Raw genomic sequence first — 22,036 nt, 5'->3', positions numbered from 1 at the left:
CCCTCGCACGCATAAAACGATATTCCGATGAAAACAAAAATCATATACTTTCTGCTCTTCGCAGCGGGGTGGCTTACCGGCCACACCGCCCTGGGGCAGCCGATCTTTATCGATCAGCCTATCCAGGCGGGTGAGCTGCTGGTGTTTCCACACATCACAGACTCGACCAAATATTATTACCTGCCGAACAAGCTCCGGCTGGGCGAGACGCTCTCCGGTCTGCCGCAGTTCTCGTTCCTGCGCTATGTGCAAAACGTCAAGACCAAGCCCGGCACCGACCAGGTGATCGAGGGCGACGGCGGCGGCGTTGTACACGCGCTGGTCGAGCTCAGCGTGCCGGAGTCCGAGATCTCGCGGGCACAAAGTGTGCTGCGTAGCAAGACTAAAAACAAAGATGCTGTAATCGTTGGTCCAATTGTCTATAAAGGTGGCACCTTCGCGTTGATCTCCTCTTTCGCAGAAGAAGGATCGGATTTCACCAAGAAGGTTGTCGGTGTCGGGCGGGCTCCTGTATTTGTGGGCAACAAGGCAGCCTGCTCGATCCGACTCACGAAGCTGGGGGCCAAGATCCTGTGGGAGTCGTGCAAGACCCCCACACCCGACCTGAGCTTCTCCTTTGTCATGGACTTTGCCGGCTACCGCTCGCCCATGCAGGCGCGTGTGGAAGTAGACTGGGACAAAGTATACAAACATGAGGAGTTCAGTGCCGGTGTGAACATCGGTGGCAACCCCTATATCGCGCTGGGCGTCGATATCAAAGCGGCCTTCGACGAGCTGCGCGAAGACGGTACGATCAAGGTTATCAACATGGGCGCCGACGACAAGATGGAAGCGATGTTGGACGCAGCCTACAAAAAGATCCTCGACATGATGTTTGCGCCGTTCTCCATGCCACCCGGCGGTGAAGAATCCACGGTCGAGCAGATTGCGAGCGGCATCAATACCATCGCGAAGGGGATTCAGCAAAGCGCCACGGTGGTCAGTCTCAATTTTGCGTACGAGATGAAGCAGCAAAAGAAGTCAGGCCACTATGTCATCGACCTGAGCAAGGCTACGATGGAGACCATCAACTTTCGTTTTGACGAAAACTTGGGCAGCGATGTGGCCCAATGCAAGGATTGTTTCCGCTCGGTGAACCTGGATGATCCGTTCTACAAACAGCGCGAGCTGCTCGTGTCGGTCGACGGTTTGAACTCCGACCAGTTCAGCAAGTATATCAATTTTGTAACGGTCAGCATGAAGAAGACGCACGGCAACGGTGCCGTGACGTACGACGAGCTGCGTATTGCCGAGAAAGAATTTAAAGAAGCGCTGGGCAATCCGTTCCGCCTGCTCTACGGCTGGAAAGACCAATCGGATAACGATCGCGATAAATGGCTGGTATACGAATTTCAAACCAAGTGGAGCTTCTTCGGCGATCATACCGTGCAACAGGACTGGATGAAGTCCGATCAATTGGGTCTGAACCTGGCGCCGCCGTTCCACCCGGTGTCGGTGAGCATCGAAGCCGACCCCAAGCTGCTGCAGGAAGCGAAGATCCGCCTGGCCACCGTCAAGTTCTATTATGATTACGGTGCCGGTATGAAAGAAGAACAGGTAACGATCAAGGGCACCGAGCAAGTGCCTGCCGCGCTGGCCGAGTTTATGCTCAAACGCGGTAGCTATGATTATGAATACGAGATCGTTTGGCGATTGATGGGCAGCAAGACGTTGTCCTCCGGTCGCAAGAAGTCTTCGGATGCCCTGATCTATGTCGATGAAATCCCCGCCGATGCAAAAGTGTTGTAGATCCTTTGTGCGTGTACTTGGGTTGTTCCTGGTGTTTATCACGATGGCCATGCACGCAGCCGTGGCCCAGGAGCAGGAGCTAAAGCCCGTGGACGATACGTCCACGGCGCTTGGCTCTCTGTTCGGTGGCAACGCATCCGGTATCACGGCGGTGAAAGTGGTGGCGAACACCGAGCAGAGTATCACCCTGCAGGTGAGCGTAAAGGGCATCGAGGGCGATGCTACGTCGCTCAGCGGAGCCGTGCTCAACAAGCTCAAGAAGCCCCTGGCGGACTTTGTCTGCGAACCCCGCAAGCTACCCGCCGGTGACGGCACGGCCGAGCTGAAGTTTCAATTCAAGCAAGGTAACGCTGCCTATAAAAGCGGCTTGCTGGAGACGCACTTTGTTTCGCTGACGCTGGCGAAGAAAGAAGGGATCCTCGGTAGCCTCGACCTGGGTGACGACGTGTTGGGCGACAACACGGTCTATGCCTTTCAAAAGAAATGGCGTGTGAGCGGGAGTGCCTCCATGGTCATCCCGGTGGTATTGATGCCCTTTAAATCGGCGGCCACCCTTAAACCGTAAATGTTATGAAACGACATACCACGATCAGCCTGCGCTGTCTGCTCGGCGTGCTGCTGCTTACGGCCACGCTACCGGCTGCGGCGCAGATAAAGGCGGAGCGCTCGGCCACCAAGAAGGTAACGATCACACCCAAGCGGGGTTATAAGGAAGCTCACCCGCCGGTCAAGTCGCTGCCTGACCCACCGAAACCGCCTTCCCAGCAACCCTCGGGTCCGCTGAATCCCAACCTACCGCAGTTGCCGCAGGACAATCTCAAAGAGCCTTCGAAAGAACGCCGTGGCCCGGCCAATATTCCGTTCTTCCTCACGAGCCAGATCGATGCCGACCGGGAGTTTAACGCGCCCGATGTGCTGCACGTGTTCAACACGGTATACCGCGATGCCAACCTGCAGGCGGGGTATTATTACTTCCTGCCCGCATCGTACAACCTCAGCTGGACGGCCGGCACCGGCAAGTATGACTTCAACGCCACGTACAGCGCGGCCAATGCCAACGGCCGGGGTGAGACCACGGTCACGGCTATACTCAAGCCCAGGACCAGCAGCCACGAGCTGAAGTTTGTGCGAGAGCTTGTGCAGGGCAACATCAAAGGTAAGCCCGAGGCGCCGCACGGTGTTACCGATCTCATCGCCATGCCGATGGCGCAGGCACCGGAGATCGCATTCTCCAACCTGGGCCAGTTCGACGTAGAATCGAAGGACATTTCCATCCGCGCGCCGTCAGACCTGATGGATCCTATCTATATCTCGTTCACCACGAGCCGGATCGACGACCTGATGGGCATGTTCTTCAATAACATCGGGTTGTATGGCGACGTGATCATTTACCCGGCAGGCGAGGGGATGCCCGCGTCTATCCGCATACCGTTCAATCTCAAGATCGACGACCCGGGCACCTTCGGACGGTTTGAGCTCCAGGCGGAGAACTGGCGTACCGGCTGGCAAAATAAAACCGATTTCCCGGTGGTGCTCACGCACTTCAATGTGCTCAGAAAAGAACCTTCGGGTAATTTCAAGATCTATACCTGGCAGACGGGCGACCCGGAGGTGCCCGAGCAAGCCCGGGTGCGGTTCGATGCCTCGCGCGTGCCTACGTGGATCGACCAGGATGCCGGCGTGGTCAAGATGTGGATGGACTATACGGTCAAGCCTTGCGTGGCGTGTAACGGTACGGTAAAGGAAAAGATCATCAAAGGCACCAGCAGCAGCCGGGTACGCAACATCGAGCTGACGGTGCTGACCCCGCTGGAGTTTACCGCCGCCCAATTGCTCAAGGTCCGCATCCGTTCGTTCCAGGCAGATCCCAACGGTCTGTCGAAAGCGGACCTGCCCACGCTGACGATCACCAAAGACAACACCACGCTGTCGGGCGGCCAGATCTTTGTGCCTGACGGCGCCTCGCCTGACTTTGAATACATGCTGCAGGTGTTCATGCCCGACGGCACGCGTTACGAGTCCGACCAATGGAAGAAAGCCAGCGACCTGGATATCGTGATCGGTACCAGCCAGGTAAAAGAAATGATCAGTCACTTTAAGTAAACAACCTTCCTAACGGATACTCTGATGAACCGCATATATAGAACCTTCCTGCCGGGCTTGTTGATCCTGGCGGCTACGGCCGCCACGGGTCAGCAAATAAACCGGATCAAGACGATGCGCACGACGACGCCTGTCAAAACTGCTCCGGCGGTAACCGCCGACACCTCGCGGAGGAAACCCATCCGCATCATCCGCGCCGTGCCGGCGACAAAGACGGCCGTGAAAGACAACCGAAAGCAATGGGTCACCAATACAAAATTGCAGCCCAGTCAAATGTTTATCTTACCCTATAAACCGTTAACGCCACAACCGGGCGCAGCCACGCCCACCAACACGGATGTACAAGGGCCCAACCTGACGCTGGGTAAAGACGTGTCGATATTGCTGGGCGGCAATGGTTTTGAATATTTCCTCGACAAGCTCAACATCTTTCGCGAGGTATATGAGGACAAGAACCCTCATGCGGGCTTTTTCTATTACCTGCCCAGGAGCTATAATATGAAATGGGACCGCAGCTCGGGCCAGTATTCGTTTTATGTATACTACCTGTCGGCGGATACCGAAGGCCGGGGTGAGGTTATCGTTACGGCCGAGCTTACGCCGGGTGTGAGCCAGGAGGACATTGCCCTGGCGGAAACGCTGCTGAGCAAAAAGATGAAGAAAGACATCCGGCTGCGCCCGCTGCCGCTGCGGGATACCCCCAAGGTGTCGTTTGGCAGCGCGCTGACCAATTTTGACGTAAAGCCCGAGAGTGTGAGCACCAACGTTCCCACCGACTTTCTCGAACCGATCATCGTGTCGTGGAAGATGGAGCGCCGTGTGGACGACCTGGTGGGCGCGATGATGAACAACATCGGTCTGTCGGGCAATGTCGACTTCCTGCCCCACGCCGAGGGCGACCAGGCTATATCGGTGCCGGTGCGTCTCAAGATCAATGATGACAAAACGTTTGGCAAAATGGAATATACCCAGGCCGACGGTTTGCTCAACGGGTTCCTCAACCCGATCGATTACCCGGTTGTGTTGCGCGACCTGGTGGTGATGCGGACCAAGGCTTCCAAGGAACTGACCATCGAGCGGATACCGCTGGCCTCATACGAGGTAGAGCCTCAGGATACGTTCTCGGGCTTTACTGCCGAAGAGAAAGACCGGGTGCTGAGCGGCAACATCATCACCAAGCTTTGGGCAGAATACAGCATCATGCCGTGTACAACGTGCAATGAACAGGTCACACAGAAGATACTCGGGGGGACTTCTACCAGCCGCGTAAAGGGTCTTGAAGTGCAGGTATTAACGCCCCTCGGGTACTCTGGTGCCAACAGCCTTAAGCTGATGATCCGGTCGAAACAAGGTGATCCGAAGGGTACATCGGATGTATTACTTCCCATTTTGACGGTAACGAAAGACAACCAGACGCTCGCGGGCGGTGAATTGTTTGTTGCCGAAGGAGACGACCTGTCGTATCAATACCAACTGGCCCTCATCCAGCCTGACGGCGAGACGCTGATGAGCGAATGGGTGGAAGCCTCCGATCCTTTCATCATTGTAGGAGAGGATATGATCCGCAAACATTTCGAGGTAGCATCTCCGGCCGGTGAGCCGGTACAACCCGTGGTGTCCGATGGCCAATAACATGCGAATTGTATGTACAGCGATCCTGGGGTGCTGGCTCACGGCCGCGGCATGGGCGCAACCCGTTGCCGGTACGAAGCGTACCATCGGCGATCTGGAAATATACCAGGACTTTAAAAACCGGAACCTGTTCTATTATGCGCCGGGCAACCTCTCACTGGCAAACGAGCAGCATGGCAAGCCCCGGTTTCAACTGCTGGAGATGCGCTATACCGGAACGGCTGCCACGGGCAACCAGGGCGAGGCACGTTTTGCCAACGTCGTGCAGTTTACCGTACTGATGGAAGAGGCGCCACGGGAGGCACTGCAACAAGCCCGCCAGCAGCTCGGCGGCACCCGCATCGATCTGCGACCGTTGCCGATACGCGATGTAGAAGCGTTTGTCGTCGCCCCGGTGGGTGGGCAGCAGGAAAAGGGCGGTTATCGTCGCATCGGTAAAGACGGCAGCTTTCAGGCGGAAGGTGACAAAGGCTCTTCCGGTCGCAGCGGCTACTGGACCGAGCGTACGTTTACGCTCAAGCTGGAGAATCACGAGGCGCAGTTGTTGTGGGACCAGGTGCAGCAGGATCAGCTGGCGTTGAGCCTGGGGTATGCATTCTATGCAGACCTCTTACCGGCCAGGACCGGCGATGTTGACGTCAAACACAATGGCCGGGTATCGGAAGCGTTTGAGGAAACCGTCACACCTTTGCTGACAACGGATACGGTACCTACGTCGTCGGTCGTCCGTGCCGATGCCTTTGCCATCCGCATCAACACCAAACAATGGCCCGATGTGTTAAAGAAGATCGATCTGAACGAAGGTGTGCCGCCGGCCTATGCGGCCCTGGAAGTTCGTTGCTTTGACTTCACGGATGATCTGCGCCCCGACCTGGCCATCAAGGCCATCGACATTGTCGCCACGGGCGTAGGTGGGCAGCAGGTCACCTTGCCGGCGCAAAAGTTCCTCAGCAGCGAGCCTGACCTGTGGGCACGCCAGATCCGTTTTCCCTATGCGGTCAAGCTGACGGCACCCTATAAATATCGTATCGTGGAATATACCCGCGAAGGTACCCGGCAGGTTTCCGAATGGGTGACGGCGCCGTCGTGGAATACACACCTCGACATTACCACGCCGGCGGCTACCAATGCGTTTGCCCGCCGAGAAGTTGACCTGGAAGTACCGCTCGAAGAATTTGAAACACTGGGCATCCGCCGTGCGGACGTTATCGTGCGGTATACATTCCGCCAGAAGCCGACGGCTACACTTGTTACTTTTCAGGCGGGCGACGAGCTGCCGTTAAAGCAAGCTACGTTTAAGTGTGACCGTGGTCAGCCGGTGGCCTGCGCTATACGGTGGACTTTTTCCGACGGAAAGACTTTAACGGGGAATAATCCCGTTGTGGGTGAAGACGATTACCTGTATTTTGATATACCCAAGGAATAGTCCGTGGGAAACATAAAAACCCTAACCAACATGTCCCGGAAAGACCCCTCTCTTTTTCCTGTCATCAGGACAGGAACCGTTATGATACTGCTGGTGCTATTATCTCTATGGAGCAAGCCTGCCTTTGCGCAATGTGATAACAGCATCACCACCACGCCTGCCATGCCACCGGCGGGAGAGATCTGTAATTCGTATTCGCTGACCCTCACGGTGAGCGGTCCCGGTGTACAAAACACCGACTCTTTCGACTGGATCATACGCGTGGCGGAGTATCCCATGGGTACACTTGCGAATATCGGCCTGACCGGTACCCCGTTGGGGACGAGCTATAAAATTACCGGAGAGCCCACTGTCGCGGGTACTTTCACATTACAGGTGGAAGCCCGCTGCACATCGGGAAGCTGTTTTGATTGCGGTGCGGGGAGCAATTGTACGGGGTGTCGCGATCATATCTCGGAAGAGTTCTCTCTACAGATCGCCAATGGCTCCGTTCGCGAACCGGTAGACGTAGTACTGGTGCTGGATATGTCGGGGAGTATGTCTCAAACGGTGCCCGGAAGCAGTAGCCTGAGCAAGTGGGCGGTACTGAAAGAATCGGTGCAAGCCTTTCTGGAGGCTTACCGCGCCTGGGGCGAGTGTGGCGACCGGATCGGTGTTACGTACTTCGACGACGCCCGTCACGATTTTAAGACGCCGCGCGGTATGTACGTGTTCAACCATGACACGGCGCCGATGCCACTGACGGGCACCGGGTCGGTGCAGGCCGATATGGATGCGAAAGGACCGGCGGGTCTGACGTGTCTCGGTGGGGGTATATTGGAAGGTTATAGTTTCCTGGACCCCATGCATCCCAAGCGCAACATGATCGTCTTTACCGATGGCATGCAGAACACCGACCCGATGGTGAGCGAAGCGCCGGGCACGAACATGGTGATCAACGACTCTGGTATGCGTCCCGACGGCACCGGGTTTCCCGCTACGCTGCCGTTAGACCTGAAAGCGCCTGCCGTTAAGTTCCGCACGTATACGGTGGGCATCGGCGACAATGCCCTGAACGGCTTGCTCGACAACATTGCGCATGCACCGACGGATAACGCCTTCGACGGCGAGTCCTTTCCCATCAATACCACGACGAACCTGCCGGCGAGCCTCGATATGTCGTTCAGTCAAACCTTTGTCGAAAACCTGGCGCAGTTCAGTCCGCAGCTGCTCGACATCCGCCGCATCCAGCTCGTACAAGAGGCTTCGACGATCTTTGTGGCAAACCCTACGGCCGATAAGCTCATGCTTCGCATCGTGGCCGATCCAGCGATCCTGGCAAAGGCGCGCATACAGATTGAAAAGGATGGCAAAGACTTCTCTTCCCTGGTACGGGCCAACGGCACGATGTATCGCACGTTTATCATGGACACAATCCGCATCCGACGTTATCAGGCAACGTTGCCCGGAAAGTGGACGGTGCGGATTACCGGCCCGGCGGGACTTTACCAGGTAACGGGCATTGTCAACGACGAGTCCATCGACGTGAGCGCTTCGCTTGGACAAAAGTCGTATGTGCCGGGTGACGCTGTATCGCTGGAGGCTTTATTGCAATACAAGGGGCAGCCTCTTAACGGCGCGCATGCACGCGTGTGGGTGGCGCGTCCGGGACAGGACGTAAACGATCTTTTCGCCCAGGCGGGCGCGGTAGAACCACGCGACTTCCCGATCGAAAAAGGTAATGATCCCGGCCAAACCAAGTATGAAGCCCTGCTCGCTTTTGATAAAGTTTTCACGGCGGCATTACAACCGACGATCGACTCCGTATCCCTCACGGGGGCCGGTGGCAAATATACCGGCAGCTACAGTAATACGCAGGCGTCGGGCATCTATACATTCATCTTCCGTCTGCAGGGCAACGATCCGCAGGCGGGCGAATATGAACGCTTTGTGCTGCGCACGGCGGTGATCGACTTTGGCGAAGCAGATCGGAGCAAAACCCTCGTGCGTACCGTCCGGGTCGATGCGCAGACGGTGTTACAGATCACTCCTAAAAATAAGTTCGGCAGCCTGCTGGGCCCCAACCGCCTGAGCCAGTTGCATATACTCCTGGAAGGCAAGGCGATTGCCCTGACCGACAAGCTCGACGGCAGCTATGAGGCGGTCGTGCCGGAAGAGGTCATCTCCGAAGATGACCCGAAAGTAACCATCACGATCAAAGGGCAATCGTATTACGACGGTCCTTATTCCGACCTGGAAAACGGTGGTCATAAGCTCCCGAAATGGTTATGGTATCTCCTGGGGCTTTTATTCCTGATTCTCCTGATCTGGCTGATTCGCCGCAAACGGCGGTAAGCCTTAGACGTGGCTTGAGCCTGGCGCCGGCAAGCGGAGCTTACGTTCACGATAACGCCGGGCAAAAGCCGGGGATACGGCAGTGTTGTCGCACTGTTACGGCAGCGTTGCGGCACAGATAAAGCAGCTCTATAGACGCTGCCTTATCTGTGCGACAACGCTGATCAAGATGTAGTGGAAGATTGCTGTCACTACGCCTAATCCCAGGAGGGTCAGCTTCACGCTCGGGCTGGTTGTGTAGGTCAGTTTCCCAACCATTGAGGCTCGAAAATAATTTGTGTGAAGGTCCAGGAGTCGGAGACTCCTTCCATAGAGGCACGAGCAATGAGTCCCTGCGGTCGGAAGACTCGCGCCAGGTGGTAATGTGTAGGGGCTGCGCCCCTACTATTCCTTCGCTCCACGGTACTATTGGCCAGCGTAGCACTCTTTACGGTTCCAACTTTTTTTTACTGTTTCGGTAACCACTTTCGTTCCGGCGTGACAAAGGGGTGAGTTCATTAAAAACCCAAGACCCATGAACACACTCACTTGTTTTATTAACACTTTCCGGAGGCTGCTGCTGCTCCGGAACTCTTTGCTCTGGACCGGATTGTTCCTTGTATCCGGTTGCGACCTGGCGGTCATTGAACCGTCTGACGGTAAACTACGAAGCGATTTTACGTTTCAGGTACAAGACCCGCTGTGTAATGCCAACTGCTCGGTCAGCTTCACCAATGCTTCTAAAAATGCTACTTCCTACGAATGGGATTTCGGCGACGAGAGCGCGGTGTCCACACTGCCCAACCCGGTGCACGTTTATGCTACCTCCGGGGCATTTCCGGTAACGTTGCGTGCCTTTAACGATAGTATCCAGCACGATACGACGCTTACGGTATATATCAATCAAACACCCAATAGCAGTGGGTTTAAAGCCTTCAAGCACACGGTAGGCGAAGGTATGGTTCAGGCCGAGTCGCCGCAGCTTACCATGATGGACAATGCGCTGACGAACAACAAACCCGATAAGATCATTGTTGTGACACCGGTGCTGGGCAAGCGCAACAGCGCGGCGCTCGGGGTATATTATTGGGGCGGCAAGTGGGGGATCTTTAACCAGAACCTGGGCAGCCTGCAGGAAGGTGAGAAGTTCAATGTCGTGACGGCGGATGCCGGATCGGAGCACGCCTTCGTTCATACCATAACACCTGCCAATAAACGATTGATCCATGTTTCGACGATGGACCACCCGCTGCTGAACAACCATCCCAACGCCCGCGTGTTTGTTACACCCGTCTGGGAAAAATCCAGCGACTATATCACCTGGCCCGTGGGCGTGGTGTATGTCAACAACCGGTGGGAGATCATGCACTTGCACCAGGCCGAATTGCCGGCTGACCTCAAGATCAATGTCATCATCAGTGAAGACTCGAACTCTTTTACGCATATCTGCGCGTTTGAATCCATTGTCGGCGACTACAGCAAGTTCGACAACGTACTGACGAACAACAAGCCCGCGGCGTTGGTCATCACCACCTTTAACCAGGGGGCGGAGATCACCTGGCCGGTTCCCAATGATCAGCCTACCGGGCTCTGGTATGGTCCGAACGCGAACTGGAGTATCTATAACCAGAATGGTGATGCGATGCTACAAGATCGCAAATACAACGTGCTTGTCGTTCAATGATCTGACTTCTTCATCGGTATGAAATACACCAAATGCTATTGCATGCTGGCGCTGGCCGTCATGCTCGCGGCCTCCGTGGCCACCCATGCCCAGGACGGATCAGACGGCAAAAAGAAAACGGGCCTGTTCGGGAGGAAGAAAAAGAAAGAGCAGGGCACCGACGGCGGAGTTAACGAAGTCTCTACCGGCAAGAGCCAGTCTATGACGATCAACATCGGCGGAAAGAAGAAGGACTATATCCTGATCGACTGGAGTAATGCCGCGGGGGAGAATATTCCCCTCAAAGACGGTCAGCTGGAGGTGCAGGCGAAGATCTTTTCCACTACGGCGCTCAAGCCGGGCAATGTGGTGCTGTATCACAATCGTCAGCGTTCTGGCGCGCGCATGGATGTAAGCGGTTTGTACGGCCAGCAGCAGGAGTTCAATTATACCAACCGGGTGGCGCTGAACGAAGGTGCTAACGAAATCGTGCTGGAGGTGACAACCGAAAAGCAGAGCAAAAAAAGCGAACCGCTCGTTGTCTTCCGGAAGGGGCGGACAATCACCATTCAATCCCTGGGTGCTACGCGGGACACACCGCGGGGTGTTGCCAGTGTATACTGGTGGACGGCCTACGACCCGGTGCTGCTGAACGGCCAGCCCTATACTACCAAGGAGAAAGCTTTGCCCCTGAAGTTCCGGATCCTGACGCCGAACAACATCTCCCTGGGCCAGGTGCGCGTCGTGCACAATGGCAAGGCGCTGCCGGCAGGAAGCGAGTCCAGGCTGGAAAAGGACTCGCAGGGCAACTTCATCTTTACCGGCCAGGTCGAGCTGGCCGAGCAGGCAGGCACCAACGAAGTATACCTGGAAGTCGAGACAAATCCCGTGGCCCGTTCGGAGCGGCTGCAGGTGGCTTATAGTCCGTTCCGGCCTAACCTGCATATCCTTTGCGTCGGCACCGAGACCAACCTGGCCTATACGCGCAAGGATGCCCGGGACTTTGCCGGTGTGTTTAAGAACCAGGGTGCACCGGGCGGGAATCGCCTGTTCAGCAAAATCCTGGTCGATACGCTGGTGGGCGATCATGCCTCGGCGCAGGAGATCCGCGGCACGCTGGAGGAGTTTAAGGTCCGGTACTATACGGGCAGCATCGGCCCCGACGATATTATCCTGGCGTTTATCTCCTCACACGGTTTTATACTCGACGGCGACTTCCGCATCCAGGGTGACGACTATGCGCCCACGCGGCAGCGCAGCACGTCGGTATCCTTTCGCCAGGAGATTGTCGGGATCCTCGAAGAGGTGCCTTGCAAGAAGATCATCTTCGTCGACGCTTGTCACAGCGGCGGCGCCCGGGCCAACCCGGCGGATATAAACTTCGAGATCAGCAAGCTCAACGCCGCCAAGAAAGGACTGACGGTATTTGCGTCCAGCCGCGGCGAAGAACAGTCCTACGAAGATCCGCAATGGAAGAATGGCGCTTTTACCAGGGCGATCATACAAGGCCTGACACTCGGCCGGGCGGATGCCGATAAGAATCACATTGTCACGCTGCACGAGCTGCACACCTTTGTGAGCAAGGAGGTGGCAACGGTCGTCAGGAAAGTAAAGAACCGCGCACAGAACCCGGTGCTGGTAAAAGACGACCTGGGCGACGTGGCGCTTTATGTAACGGATTAGTACTTGAAGAAACACAGGATAATAACAACCCTCTACACCATGAAACTCTTTATAACACTTCTCGCCGTAGTCTCCCTGGCCTGGCCGGCCTCCGGGCAGTCTGTGTCCAATGTAAAATGGGAGCTGGAAAATGACGAGCGCATCGTCATTACATACGACCTTGCCAAGCAAGGCAACGCCATTTACTTCGACGTCGCCCTGAAAGTCATTATCGACAACAAGGCCATCGTGCCGAAGTCCGTCTCGGGCGACGTAGGCAACTACGTGCGCATGGGTACCGGCAAAAAGATCGTTTGGAATATATTCGACGACATTGCCGAGCTCAACGGCGAGCTGTCGGTGGAAGTATCGGCCACCAGCCCGGTACCGACCAACACGGCCACCACAACTTCTACTACCAAGAAACCGGAAGAGACAGTAAAGGCTCCTGACCTGTTGAAAGATCTGCCTTCGGGCGCGACCGGCAAAGGAATACCGTTCTGGGTCGGCCTGGGTGGCATCGGCGCCACCGGCGCGGGGCTTATCACCAGCGGTATGAAGAGCAGCTCGGACGCCAAGGACCTGTACAATGTCTATAAGGCGAACACGGTCGAAACGGCGGCGGTATATGAAGAAATGGGATCCACCCGTAACGACGTATACGATGAGGCCAACAAAAAGCACAAGACCGGCACGTTCCTGAAAGTGGCCGGCGGCGCCGTGCTGCTCACCGCCGGGATCATTATGGTGAACCGGCTGATCCAGCTCAAGAAACTGGAGCAACGCACTGTGTCGTTCGCGCCTTACCTGAACATCGATCGTCAATCCACACCGGGTAAAGTATATACCGCGGGAGGGCTGACGCTCAGCTGCCGTTTGTCGAAGTGATCCTGTCTCAAATCTTAACATTGAATAGTATGAAATATCTCATTATAACGATACTCTTGTTCGTGGCCACGCTGTCCACGCGCGCGCAGTCCAGTACGGTCGTGGCGCTGAAGAGCCTGCAGAACACACCATTCTTCACCGAGTTCCGTGAGCTGCAGGAGCGGTCGCAATCTGCCGTCCGTAATTTTAAAGTCATCCAGGACCGTTACTCCAAAGAAGAGGTCGAGAACGTGGTGTATGCCTACAACTCGTCGGCCGAGTACTTCAATGCTGCTTTACGCAACATCAAGGCCGACCTGCTTCACAAGGAGAAACGCAAATACCTCATCCGGTATCCGGACGCTTATTCCAAACAGGTGGAAGCCGACCTGTACCGCGCCAAAGAGTATTACGCCAACACCTTTCAAAAGGAGGTGACCACGCTGACCAACGGTCAGATCACGGGCAATGCCCTCATCGTCATGCTGCCGCAGATCCTGAAGTATGCCAAGCTGGCCGTAGAAGTGATCAAGCAGGTGGACAGCGAGATCAAAAAGATGAACGACAACATTCTCGAGCAATACCTGGTAACGCCCTATCGCTTTAAAAACTGGGATGAGATCTAGTATCGTACTCATGCTGATCGCCTGGCTGGCCGGCTACAACGGCCTGGCGCAGGGCCTTGTGCTGGACGACGCTGCCTATGCACGCGCACCGCGGCGCGTCTATGACAGCCTGGGCGCCAAGGAGGGCAACGCGTTGCGCAACAAGTTCAAGGTCGACCTCAAGCCGTATTGCCCCACGGTGCGCGACCAGGGCAAGATCAGCTCGTGTGTCGGCTGGTCGGTAGGGTATGCGGCCATGACGATCGAGAAGGCCATCGCCCATCGCTGGTCCGGCAAACGCAGCCAGATCGATGCCGAGGCGTACTCCGCCATGTTCCTGTACAACCAGATCAAGCTCGGTGCCTGTGACTACGGTGCCGAGCTGCACCAGGCGCTGACGTTCGTACAACAAAAGGGCAACGTGTTATACCGCGACTTCGTCGTCAGCAACGCCTGCGACTCGATCCCCGCGATAGCCCTTCGCAACAAAGCCTCGCTGAACCGCATTCAGCGCTTTGCCGCGCTGTTCACGCCCGATGCCGCCGCCGAGACCAAGATCGATCGTGTCAAGCTGGCGCTGGCGGGTAACAAGCCCGTGGTGGTGGGCATGGTCGTGCTGGAGAACTTCCTTACCCTGAAGTCAAGCGACCCGGTGTGGTACCCGGGTATCGGCAAGACCAATGTCTTTGGCGGCCACGCCATGGTGGTGATCGGTTACGATGACAGCCGTAAGGCGTTTGAAGTCATGAACAGCTGGGGTACCGGGTGGGCGAATGGCGGCTTTGCGTGGATCCGCTACGACGACTTTGCTTCGTATTGCAAATACGCTTACCAGTTTGTTCTCGCGCACGGCGACCAGCATTACCTCGAAGGCAACCTGCAGGTATTGCGACCGGTGCTGAAGATCATCGGTGAAGAGGATGTCTCGGCCACCTTCGCACCGGTAGCGTTTACCTATGCCAACGACCGCTTTCGTGTCCGGCATGGCGGCAGCCTGCCGCTGGAGTTTCAACTCGTTGCCGAGGGTTTGCTGCCGGATAGCTATGTGTATGTGGTCAGCCTCGATCGGGACTTACAACCTGCGGTACACTGGCCGCGTGACGAACGATTGAACCGGCAGTTCGCAGAGGAGTATAACAGCGCGGTGATTACGACGGTGCAGCCGCGGATCGTGTTGCCGGGGAAGTATAATGTGTTTTCGTTGTCTGAACCCGGTACGGAATATTTATGGGTGTTACATGCGCACCAGGCGATCAAGGACCTGCCGGCGCGGCTCGAGCAGTTTGCGTCTTTGCGGGGGGATGTCAATGCGCGTGTTCAGAAGGTGTTCGGGGGGCAACTTGTTCGGGGGTGTGAGGCGGCTTATGCGGGGGATCGGATCCATTATTTTGCGCCGAGTCAGGGGAAGGGGGTGGTGTCGGTTTTGTTGGAGTTTGATGTGAAGAAGTAGATGTATAAGCGCTTAGTTAACGCGCATCTGCCCAGAGGCAAAAAAGCCCCGACAATGTCGGGGCTTTTTTGTGTTGGTTGCTATTTTACATTCACCCGTATCCCCGCCGAGTGACTCGAGAACTCCGGTGCATACATGCACTGGATTGTGGTGATGCCGTTGGAGAAGTCACCTTGTTGAGATACGCGTAGGTCGTATTCAAATACATAGGTTCCTTTGGGGAGGTATCCCATGAAGAAATTTGTGGCCAGGTCGCGTGGGCTTTCGTAGTAGTAGAGGCCGTCCTGATGGCGACTTGTTGACAATGTAGACACCGGTTCAAAGCCGGCTGCGCGCATGTCCTTCAGGTGGACGTACTCCATCGTCCGGTCGGTGCGAAGCTCGATGCGGACTTTTACGAGGTCGCCTACTTGCAGCGGTGTCTGTTCGGTGATCGGTGTCAGTACCGGACCCCGGTCTGTGCGTACTTCCTTGAACAGCTCTTTTTTCAGCTTCAGCGGTGTTTCGGCGGGGGTGATCTTGTCGAGCTGCTCGAAGTACTGCCAGTAGGCTGCGCCCCAGGCTACACCCTCGTCACGTTTTGATACGTGGATGTTTCCGAACTTGCTGCTGATCTCGTTTGCTTGCCAGGCTGTCTTGAAATAGCCGGTACCGGCTTCGACAGAGGCGTCGGGACGTTTCGCGGGATCGACTACCTGGTCGCCGACCCTGATATCTACCAGCGTGGTGCTGGCCAGTTGGCTTACGCCGCGGCGCAGCAGCGCGTAACATGCTTCGGTGGTGGCTTTGGTCGTTTTCCAGTCTTGTGTTTGCTTCTGCTTCAGCAGCCATACTTTCATGTCTTCTACTGCTTTGGCGTCGGCGGCTACCTCGTCGTATACCTCGATCATCAGGGCCTGGGTTTCGATCGGCGCCTGGTACCAGTAGTAGCCGTGCTCGGCTTTCCAATACATGCCCATCTCTTCGTTGTGCAGCGCGCGTTCATTGAACGATTTGATCATGGCGGCGGTGGTTACTTTGTCGCCCGTGCGGTGCAGCGTCAGGCAGAGCATGCCTTCCAGGTACAGGTTGTACTCCAACCAGTACTTTTTGGCTTGCCCCACATAGTAATTATACGCTTCCTGGGTTTGCGCCGGCAAGGCGATGTCTTTGAAATACGTGCGTGCATACAGGTATTGGATCTGGCCGTAGCCCAGGTTGTTGTCTTCCAGAGTGGTCAGCTTGCGGCGTACGCGGTCTTTCAGGTCTTCGTATTGCTTCTGCAACTGATTGTCCATATACCGCAGCGCGCTTTGTACCATCGACCAGGTACGGTCTTCGTCGCGTACCGAGCGTACGCCCATCACGTCGAGGTGGCCCATGCCGGTAACGATGTGTTGCGTCATATACAGGTCTTCCGGACAGCCGGGGAACCAGCTAAAGCCACCGCCCGAGGTCTGTGCTTTCACGATCTTGTCGATCGCGCGCTCCTGCTCGTTGGCCATGCGGTTGAGGTCGAACAGCAAGCCGACGGCGCGTTTGCGTTGTGTCTCGTCCTGCGCTTGCAGTACCCACGGCGTTTCTTCCAACAACGCCGACTTCAGCTCCTGGTTCTTCTCCAGGTTTGACAACAGCGCGTTGGGTTGTATGTTCTTCCAGGTATCAAACACCTGTTTGATGCGGGGGCTGGAGCTCGCTATATGCGAGGCGATGCTGTTGGCATAGAAGCGGCTGAACGTTTGCTCCACACATTCATACGGATACTCCATCAGGTACGGCAGCGCCTGGATGGCATACCACGCCGGATTGGACGTAAATTCCAACGTGAACTGTTGGTGACGCAACGTCGTGGACTTGTTCGTGAGCAGCTTCTCGAAGCGGAAGTCCTTGCTTTGCTTGCCGCGGACCGGCAGCGGCAGTGTCTCTGTTACGAGCATGCGGTTCGTTACCACGGGCAGCGTCATTTCCTCGCCGTCGGCAAAGTTACCCGACCTGGCCACCACGCGGTAGGTGAGGGCCTGCAGGCCTTCGGGGATGGAGATGTTCCAGGCGAGGTTCGTGCTTTGACGGGCGGCCACGGTAAAGTCGCGTACGGCGCCGGTGGCCAGTACGCCGGTGGCAGGCTTTCCGGTCAAGGCATCGAAGAACTCCAGTTGCGCTTGCCCTTGCAGGACGTTGTCCGTCATGCTGGTCACTTTTGCCTGGAAGACCATTTTGTCGTTTTCGCGGAAGAAGCGCGGCTGGTTGGGAACGACCATCAGGTCTTTCTGCGTCACCAGCTCGTTTGTGGTCAGGCCCGACTTCAGGTCTTGTGTGTGCGCAAAGCCCAGCATCTTCCAGCGGGTTAACGCTTCGGGTATGGTAAAGCCGACGATGATCTCGCCTTCGGCGTTGGTCTGCAAGTGGGGATAAAAGAACGCCGTTTCGTTAAAGTTCGTGCGGGCCTGTACGGCGCCGAGGTCTTCGCGCGGTGCTGCAGGCGCATCGGGCTTGCCGCCTTCCTCATTTTTTTGTCCACCACCACCAACGCCAGCCGCCACGGCTTCGTCTGCCATTTCCTTCTCCGCCATCGGGGCGGCTGCCGCCGGTGCCGAGGCGTCGAGCGACATTCTCGCTTCCTCCATTACTACGGAGCTCGCCCCCCGGACGGAGAATTTCTTCATGATCCGGCGGTCATGGTAGTAGAAATTATACCCATACCAGTTGAGCGCATCGTATCGCGGGGCTTCCGGAGAATGATGCGGATAACGATTCCAATCGTGGTCGTAGATGTGCAGTGACTCCACGTCAAAGCCCTTGGCGCTGCTCCAGTTCAGCTGCGCGTAGAAAGACTCGAAGAAGCCGGCCGACCAGCCATGCGCGCGGAAAACATCCAGCGAAGCATCGTACAGCGTGGCCACCATCTCTGCCGCGACCTTGTCGGCTGTCTTGCCCTTAATACGGATCTTCCATTGTTCCTGCTGACCTGGCCGCAGCTTGTCGCGGAAGCTCTCAAATGTAATATCCAGTGCTTTGTTGGTATACGGTACGTTTACAATCTCCGATTGATGATAGAGGCGATTGTTATACACAAAGGTATAGTGGATCGCCAGGTTGCCGCGGTGCGTCTCCTGCACGGGGATCTTAAACAATCGCTGCTCGTCACCCAGAGATACCCACTCTTTGCTCAGGATCGTGCCGTCGTGCTCCACTTCGTAGAGTACGTTGATCCGCCGCGCACCGGTGCCGGCGATAAACGTGGCGGTTTCGCCGGGTTCGGCGGTAAGTTTGACCGGCTGGAACACATGTACCGCCGGTGTCGCCAGCGTTTTGGCTTGCAGCGAATACACGGTAAAGTATGTTACTTCTTTTACGGGCTGGCCGTCTTTGTCGGTGGCCGTTATTTCCAATACATACTCGCCGGTTTTCCACTTCGACAGGTCTTCGATCGTGAACGTTGTTTTCCCGGCCGTGTTAAAAGGAAGCGTTAGTATGGCCTTGTCCTTCTCCCAGGTAAACTTGTTGGCCTCGTCGGCGTACAGGTCTGTGGGGAACAGGTCGTAATACTCGTTCTGCGTGTAGAGGTGACGATCGGGTTGGTCCCACAGGCGTGCGCGGAAGGCTTTGGCGGGTGCTTTCAGGGGATAGATCGTGATCGTGCCTTGGGCTGTCTGGGGTTCTCCGGCCAGGTTGGTGGCACGGATGGTCAATTCCGGCGTCTTCGCTGCATCCTTGTCCAGGTTCGTTACGGGCACCTGCAGTACGAGGGACTTGTAGCCTACCGTTACCGTGGTGGTAGCGCTGTGCGTTTCGCCGTTGATGTCGGTCACGTCGGCATAGAGGGTATAGCTGAAGGTGGGATCGGAAGCGCGATCTACCGTCAGGTCGGGAATGGCAGTAAAGTCGACGGTAAATTTACCGGTCGCATCGGTCGCGGTTTCGCCGTGGGCGATCTCCACCTCCGGTGACTGCGGATAATATCCCCACCGGTAATACCACCAATAGGGGAAGTGCGCTACCCGCACCACGCGGTATTGTACCTTGGCGCCGTCGATCACCGCCCCGGAGTATGCTTTTGCTTTTCCTTCGGCATGGATCGTCTCATTCAACCGGAACGATGCTTTGACGGGCTCGAAGGCGGCTTCGAACTTCGGTCGTTTATATTCTTCCACCGAGAACGAGGCGGAGCCGTTGTCGTTCGCGCGGAGCGTCATCTCGCCCAGCAGACCCGAGGTAGGCGCGGTGAACGTACCGCTGAACGTGCCGTACTCGTTGGTGGTCACTTCCACCTGCCCGCGCGACTGTCCGTTGACATCCTGTAAGGTAACGGTGGCACGATGCCTGGGTACGATCTCCGACTTCGCACCATTGGTGCGGGTCACGAGGCCTTTGAAATAGATCGTCTGTCCCGGGCGATAGATCGCGCGGTCGAGAAAGAACATGGTCTGTACATATTCCGCGCGCGGCGGTTCCTTGTATTGATGCAGCGAACCGTAGTAATACGACTGTTGATCGATCGGCACAGTGCTGGTAAAGTCCTTGTGGTAGGTGAAGTTGGTGTACAGGCCGCTCAGGTTTTCGTTGCGCACGTAGGGCACCTTTACGTACCCGCGCGGATCGGTGGTATAGCTGCCGACCAGTACCGGTTCATAGGTGCTTTTGTTATAGTTGTACTTCGAGCCGTATACGTCGGCTTTCACACTCGCCAGCGCTTCGCCGGTTTGCCGGTTCAGCACGTGGAACTCGAGGGTGCCGTCGGGCAGGTTCCGGTGGATATAGCTGATCAGCGTTACACGTGTAAAGGCATAGGCCAGGGCGTTCTCACCGCCCGAAAAGTCGGCGCGGTTGCTCAGCATGACCATGTACTCGCCCTCGGGCAATGCGTCAAGCTTCACCTCCAGGCTGTGCGACTGATAGTCGCCATCGTCAGGCAGGGTAAAGCGACCGGTACGGGCGGGCGCTTTGGCCAGGAAGTACCGCAGGAACTCGAGCTCGCGGTCGTTGGTGGAGCTGCGTTCCTGGCGTTTGCGTTGCGCGCGTACTTCCTCGGATGTAACACGGATCAGGCGGTAGTGCAGGTCCTGGAAGTTGCGGTACTGCACCAGGCAACGGAATGGCTGGCCGGGGAGGTTGTTTTCCTCCAGTTTGGCGCTGACGGCATGCAGCTTGATCTGCGCCTGCAGGTTTTCGCAATACTGCGCGCCGTCGGAACCCGGGAAACGTTGCTTCACGGCTTCACAGCGCGCGTACGCAATCTTCAGGTCGTTCTTGTGGGCATCCGACACCAATGGCTTATAGCGTGTGGCGGTCTCGACGTACGTTTGCGCGATGTAATAACTCACCAACGCCGACACCGGTTGCGCCTCGAGCTTCTTTTCCAGCGTTTCCAGGGCGGCCCGGTATAACTCCAGCTTGTTGGATAGTGTGGAGTGACTGCGTACAAACTGCAGGCGTTCCAGGTCTACATCGATGAGCGGGGCGGGGTCGCGATCGTTCAGGTGAAAGCGGGTGAGGGCTTGCAGCAGTGTCAGTGCCTGGAATTTCAGCGAAGTCGTATCGCGCGTGGTGAGCGTCAGGGCCGCAAAGGCCTGGGCGTCGCCGAAGTACGCTTCCTGGTCCAGCGTGAAGGCGTAGGCCGGTCGTGCGATCGACGGCTCTTCGGCGCCAAAGAAGTCGATGGCGCGATGTGCCAGGAAATCGTACAGGGTAGGGCGGGCAGCGCGTCCCTTGGCATTGCCGGCATAGACCATCTCCTGGTACAGATCGATGGGTGTCGCCTGACTTTGGGCAGCCTCTGCCAGCGACAACGTATACTGCTCGCTTGTCTCGCGAATGATCCGCTCCAGGCCCCAGGTCTCTACGTCGCGACCTTTTTCGGCATCTGCCGTCATATCGCTGCGCTGGCGAAAGCGGTAGCGGTTGTTTTGGTAATAACGCCAATACATTTCCGCCAGCATGGAGTGCAACAGCGGCCGGGCGGGAAAAGCAGCCTGTTCGGCTTCGGTGCGAATGGATTCGAGGTTCTGCGTAGTAGCGTCTTCTTCGTGCTCGATCAGCTTTAAGCGAAAGAGAATGGCCTTTACCAATTGCGGCGCGTTGTTTTCCTTTTTTGCTTGTGCGTAGATCGTCCCGACCGTGGTGAGAGCCGACTTGGGCAGACCTTTCTGCTCAAAGTCCGCGACCTCTTTCCAGGCCTTTGCGTAATCCCATGGAGTCATCTTTTTTGTGTTTTGTGCCAGGTTTATGTGAGCGATAGCGCTCAGTATGAGTATCAGCCAGAAATTCTTCATCGCAACACGTATTTTGATTTGTCTTCACTTTGGTCAGGATGCGTCAGCACCCGGGAATCCATATGGAAGCACATCGATTTTTTTTTCACCCGGAAGATACCAGATGTTGGACGTTATCAAAATACCCGATGTTTCCCTTTCAGGCTCAATTCGTTACAACAACAATGGGCGGGGTAGGGCCGACCCGTCGAAAAGTCTTCCCATACCGTCGACCGTCAGCCGGCTACTGCCGACCGCTCCCGTAGTACCTACTGGCGATTGGCGCGACTTTCTTTACTT

Annotated in this window: 12 protein-coding genes; 11 read left to right on the top strand and 1 reads right to left on the bottom strand. The window is 56.3% G+C overall.

Annotation, left to right across the window (positions count from 1 at the left end):
* The first annotated feature begins 27 nt into the window (after window positions 1-27).
* The 11 genes from KK078_RS13555 to KK078_RS13505 all read left to right on the top strand — a co-directional run bounded on the left by KK078_RS13555 (window position 28) and on the right by KK078_RS13505 (window position 15,509).
* Window positions 28-1,788, top strand: coding sequence for a hypothetical protein (locus KK078_RS13555; RefSeq protein ID WP_254090823.1), 1,761 nt, complete (start codon window positions 28-30; stop codon window positions 1,786-1,788).
* On the top strand, window positions 1,772-2,353 hold the full coding sequence (locus KK078_RS13550) for a hypothetical protein (RefSeq protein WP_254090822.1): 582 nt from the start codon (window positions 1,772-1,774) through the stop codon (window positions 2,351-2,353). Before KK078_RS13555 ends, KK078_RS13550 begins: the two co-directional genes overlap by 17 nt.
* Before the next feature lie 5 nt (window positions 2,354-2,358).
* Complete coding sequence (locus KK078_RS13545; RefSeq protein WP_254090821.1) at window positions 2,359-3,891, top strand: hypothetical protein; 1,533 nt, start codon at window positions 2,359-2,361, stop codon at window positions 3,889-3,891.
* 24 nt (window positions 3,892-3,915) lie between these two features.
* The gene (locus KK078_RS13540; protein WP_254090820.1) at window positions 3,916-5,523 is read left to right on the top strand and encodes a hypothetical protein; all 1,608 of its coding nucleotides are present in this window, start codon (window positions 3,916-3,918) and stop codon (window positions 5,521-5,523) included.
* A 1-nt stretch (window position 5,524) separates the two neighbouring features.
* Complete coding sequence (locus tag KK078_RS13535) at window positions 5,525-6,949, top strand: hypothetical protein (protein WP_254090819.1); 1,425 nt, start codon at window positions 5,525-5,527, stop codon at window positions 6,947-6,949.
* A gap of 81 nt (window positions 6,950-7,030) precedes the next feature.
* Window positions 7,031-9,283 carry a vWA domain-containing protein gene (locus tag KK078_RS13530; protein ID WP_254090818.1) on the top strand — a complete coding sequence of 751 codons (2,253 nt, stop codon included), beginning with the start codon at window positions 7,031-7,033 and terminating at the stop codon, window positions 9,281-9,283.
* Between the two features lie 514 nt (window positions 9,284-9,797).
* Window positions 9,798-10,946 carry a PKD domain-containing protein gene (locus KK078_RS13525; RefSeq protein ID WP_254090817.1) on the top strand — a complete coding sequence of 383 codons (1,149 nt, stop codon included), beginning with the start codon at window positions 9,798-9,800 and terminating at the stop codon, window positions 10,944-10,946.
* An 18-nt stretch (window positions 10,947-10,964) separates the two neighbouring features.
* Window positions 10,965-12,608 (top strand): caspase family protein, encoded by a 1,644-nt coding sequence (locus KK078_RS13520; RefSeq protein ID WP_254090816.1) that lies wholly within the window; start codon window positions 10,965-10,967, stop codon window positions 12,606-12,608.
* Window positions 12,609-12,647: 39 nt separating this feature from the next.
* Window positions 12,648-13,475 (top strand): hypothetical protein, encoded by an 828-nt coding sequence (locus KK078_RS13515; RefSeq protein WP_254090815.1) that lies wholly within the window; start codon window positions 12,648-12,650, stop codon window positions 13,473-13,475.
* A gap of 29 nt (window positions 13,476-13,504) precedes the next feature.
* Window positions 13,505-14,080 (top strand): hypothetical protein, encoded by a 576-nt coding sequence (locus KK078_RS13510; protein ID WP_254090814.1) that lies wholly within the window; start codon window positions 13,505-13,507, stop codon window positions 14,078-14,080.
* The gene (locus KK078_RS13505; protein WP_254090813.1) at window positions 14,070-15,509 is read left to right on the top strand and encodes a C1 family peptidase; all 1,440 of its coding nucleotides are present in this window, start codon (window positions 14,070-14,072) and stop codon (window positions 15,507-15,509) included. The genes KK078_RS13510 and KK078_RS13505 overlap by 11 nt, the downstream gene beginning before the upstream one ends.
* Before the next feature lie 80 nt (window positions 15,510-15,589).
* Here KK078_RS13505 and KK078_RS13500 read toward each other — a convergent pair whose 3' ends face one another.
* Complete coding sequence (locus KK078_RS13500; RefSeq protein WP_254090812.1) at window positions 15,590-21,757, bottom strand: alpha-2-macroglobulin family protein; 6,168 nt, start codon at window positions 21,755-21,757, stop codon at window positions 15,590-15,592.
* Window positions 21,758-22,036 lie beyond the last annotated feature (279 nt).

It is taken from the genome of Dawidia soli (genome assembly GCF_018598185.1).
Lineage (GTDB): Bacteria > Bacteroidota > Bacteroidia > Cytophagales > Cyclobacteriaceae > Ohtaekwangia > Ohtaekwangia soli.
This window is presented reverse-complemented; position numbering and strand designations above follow the sequence as displayed.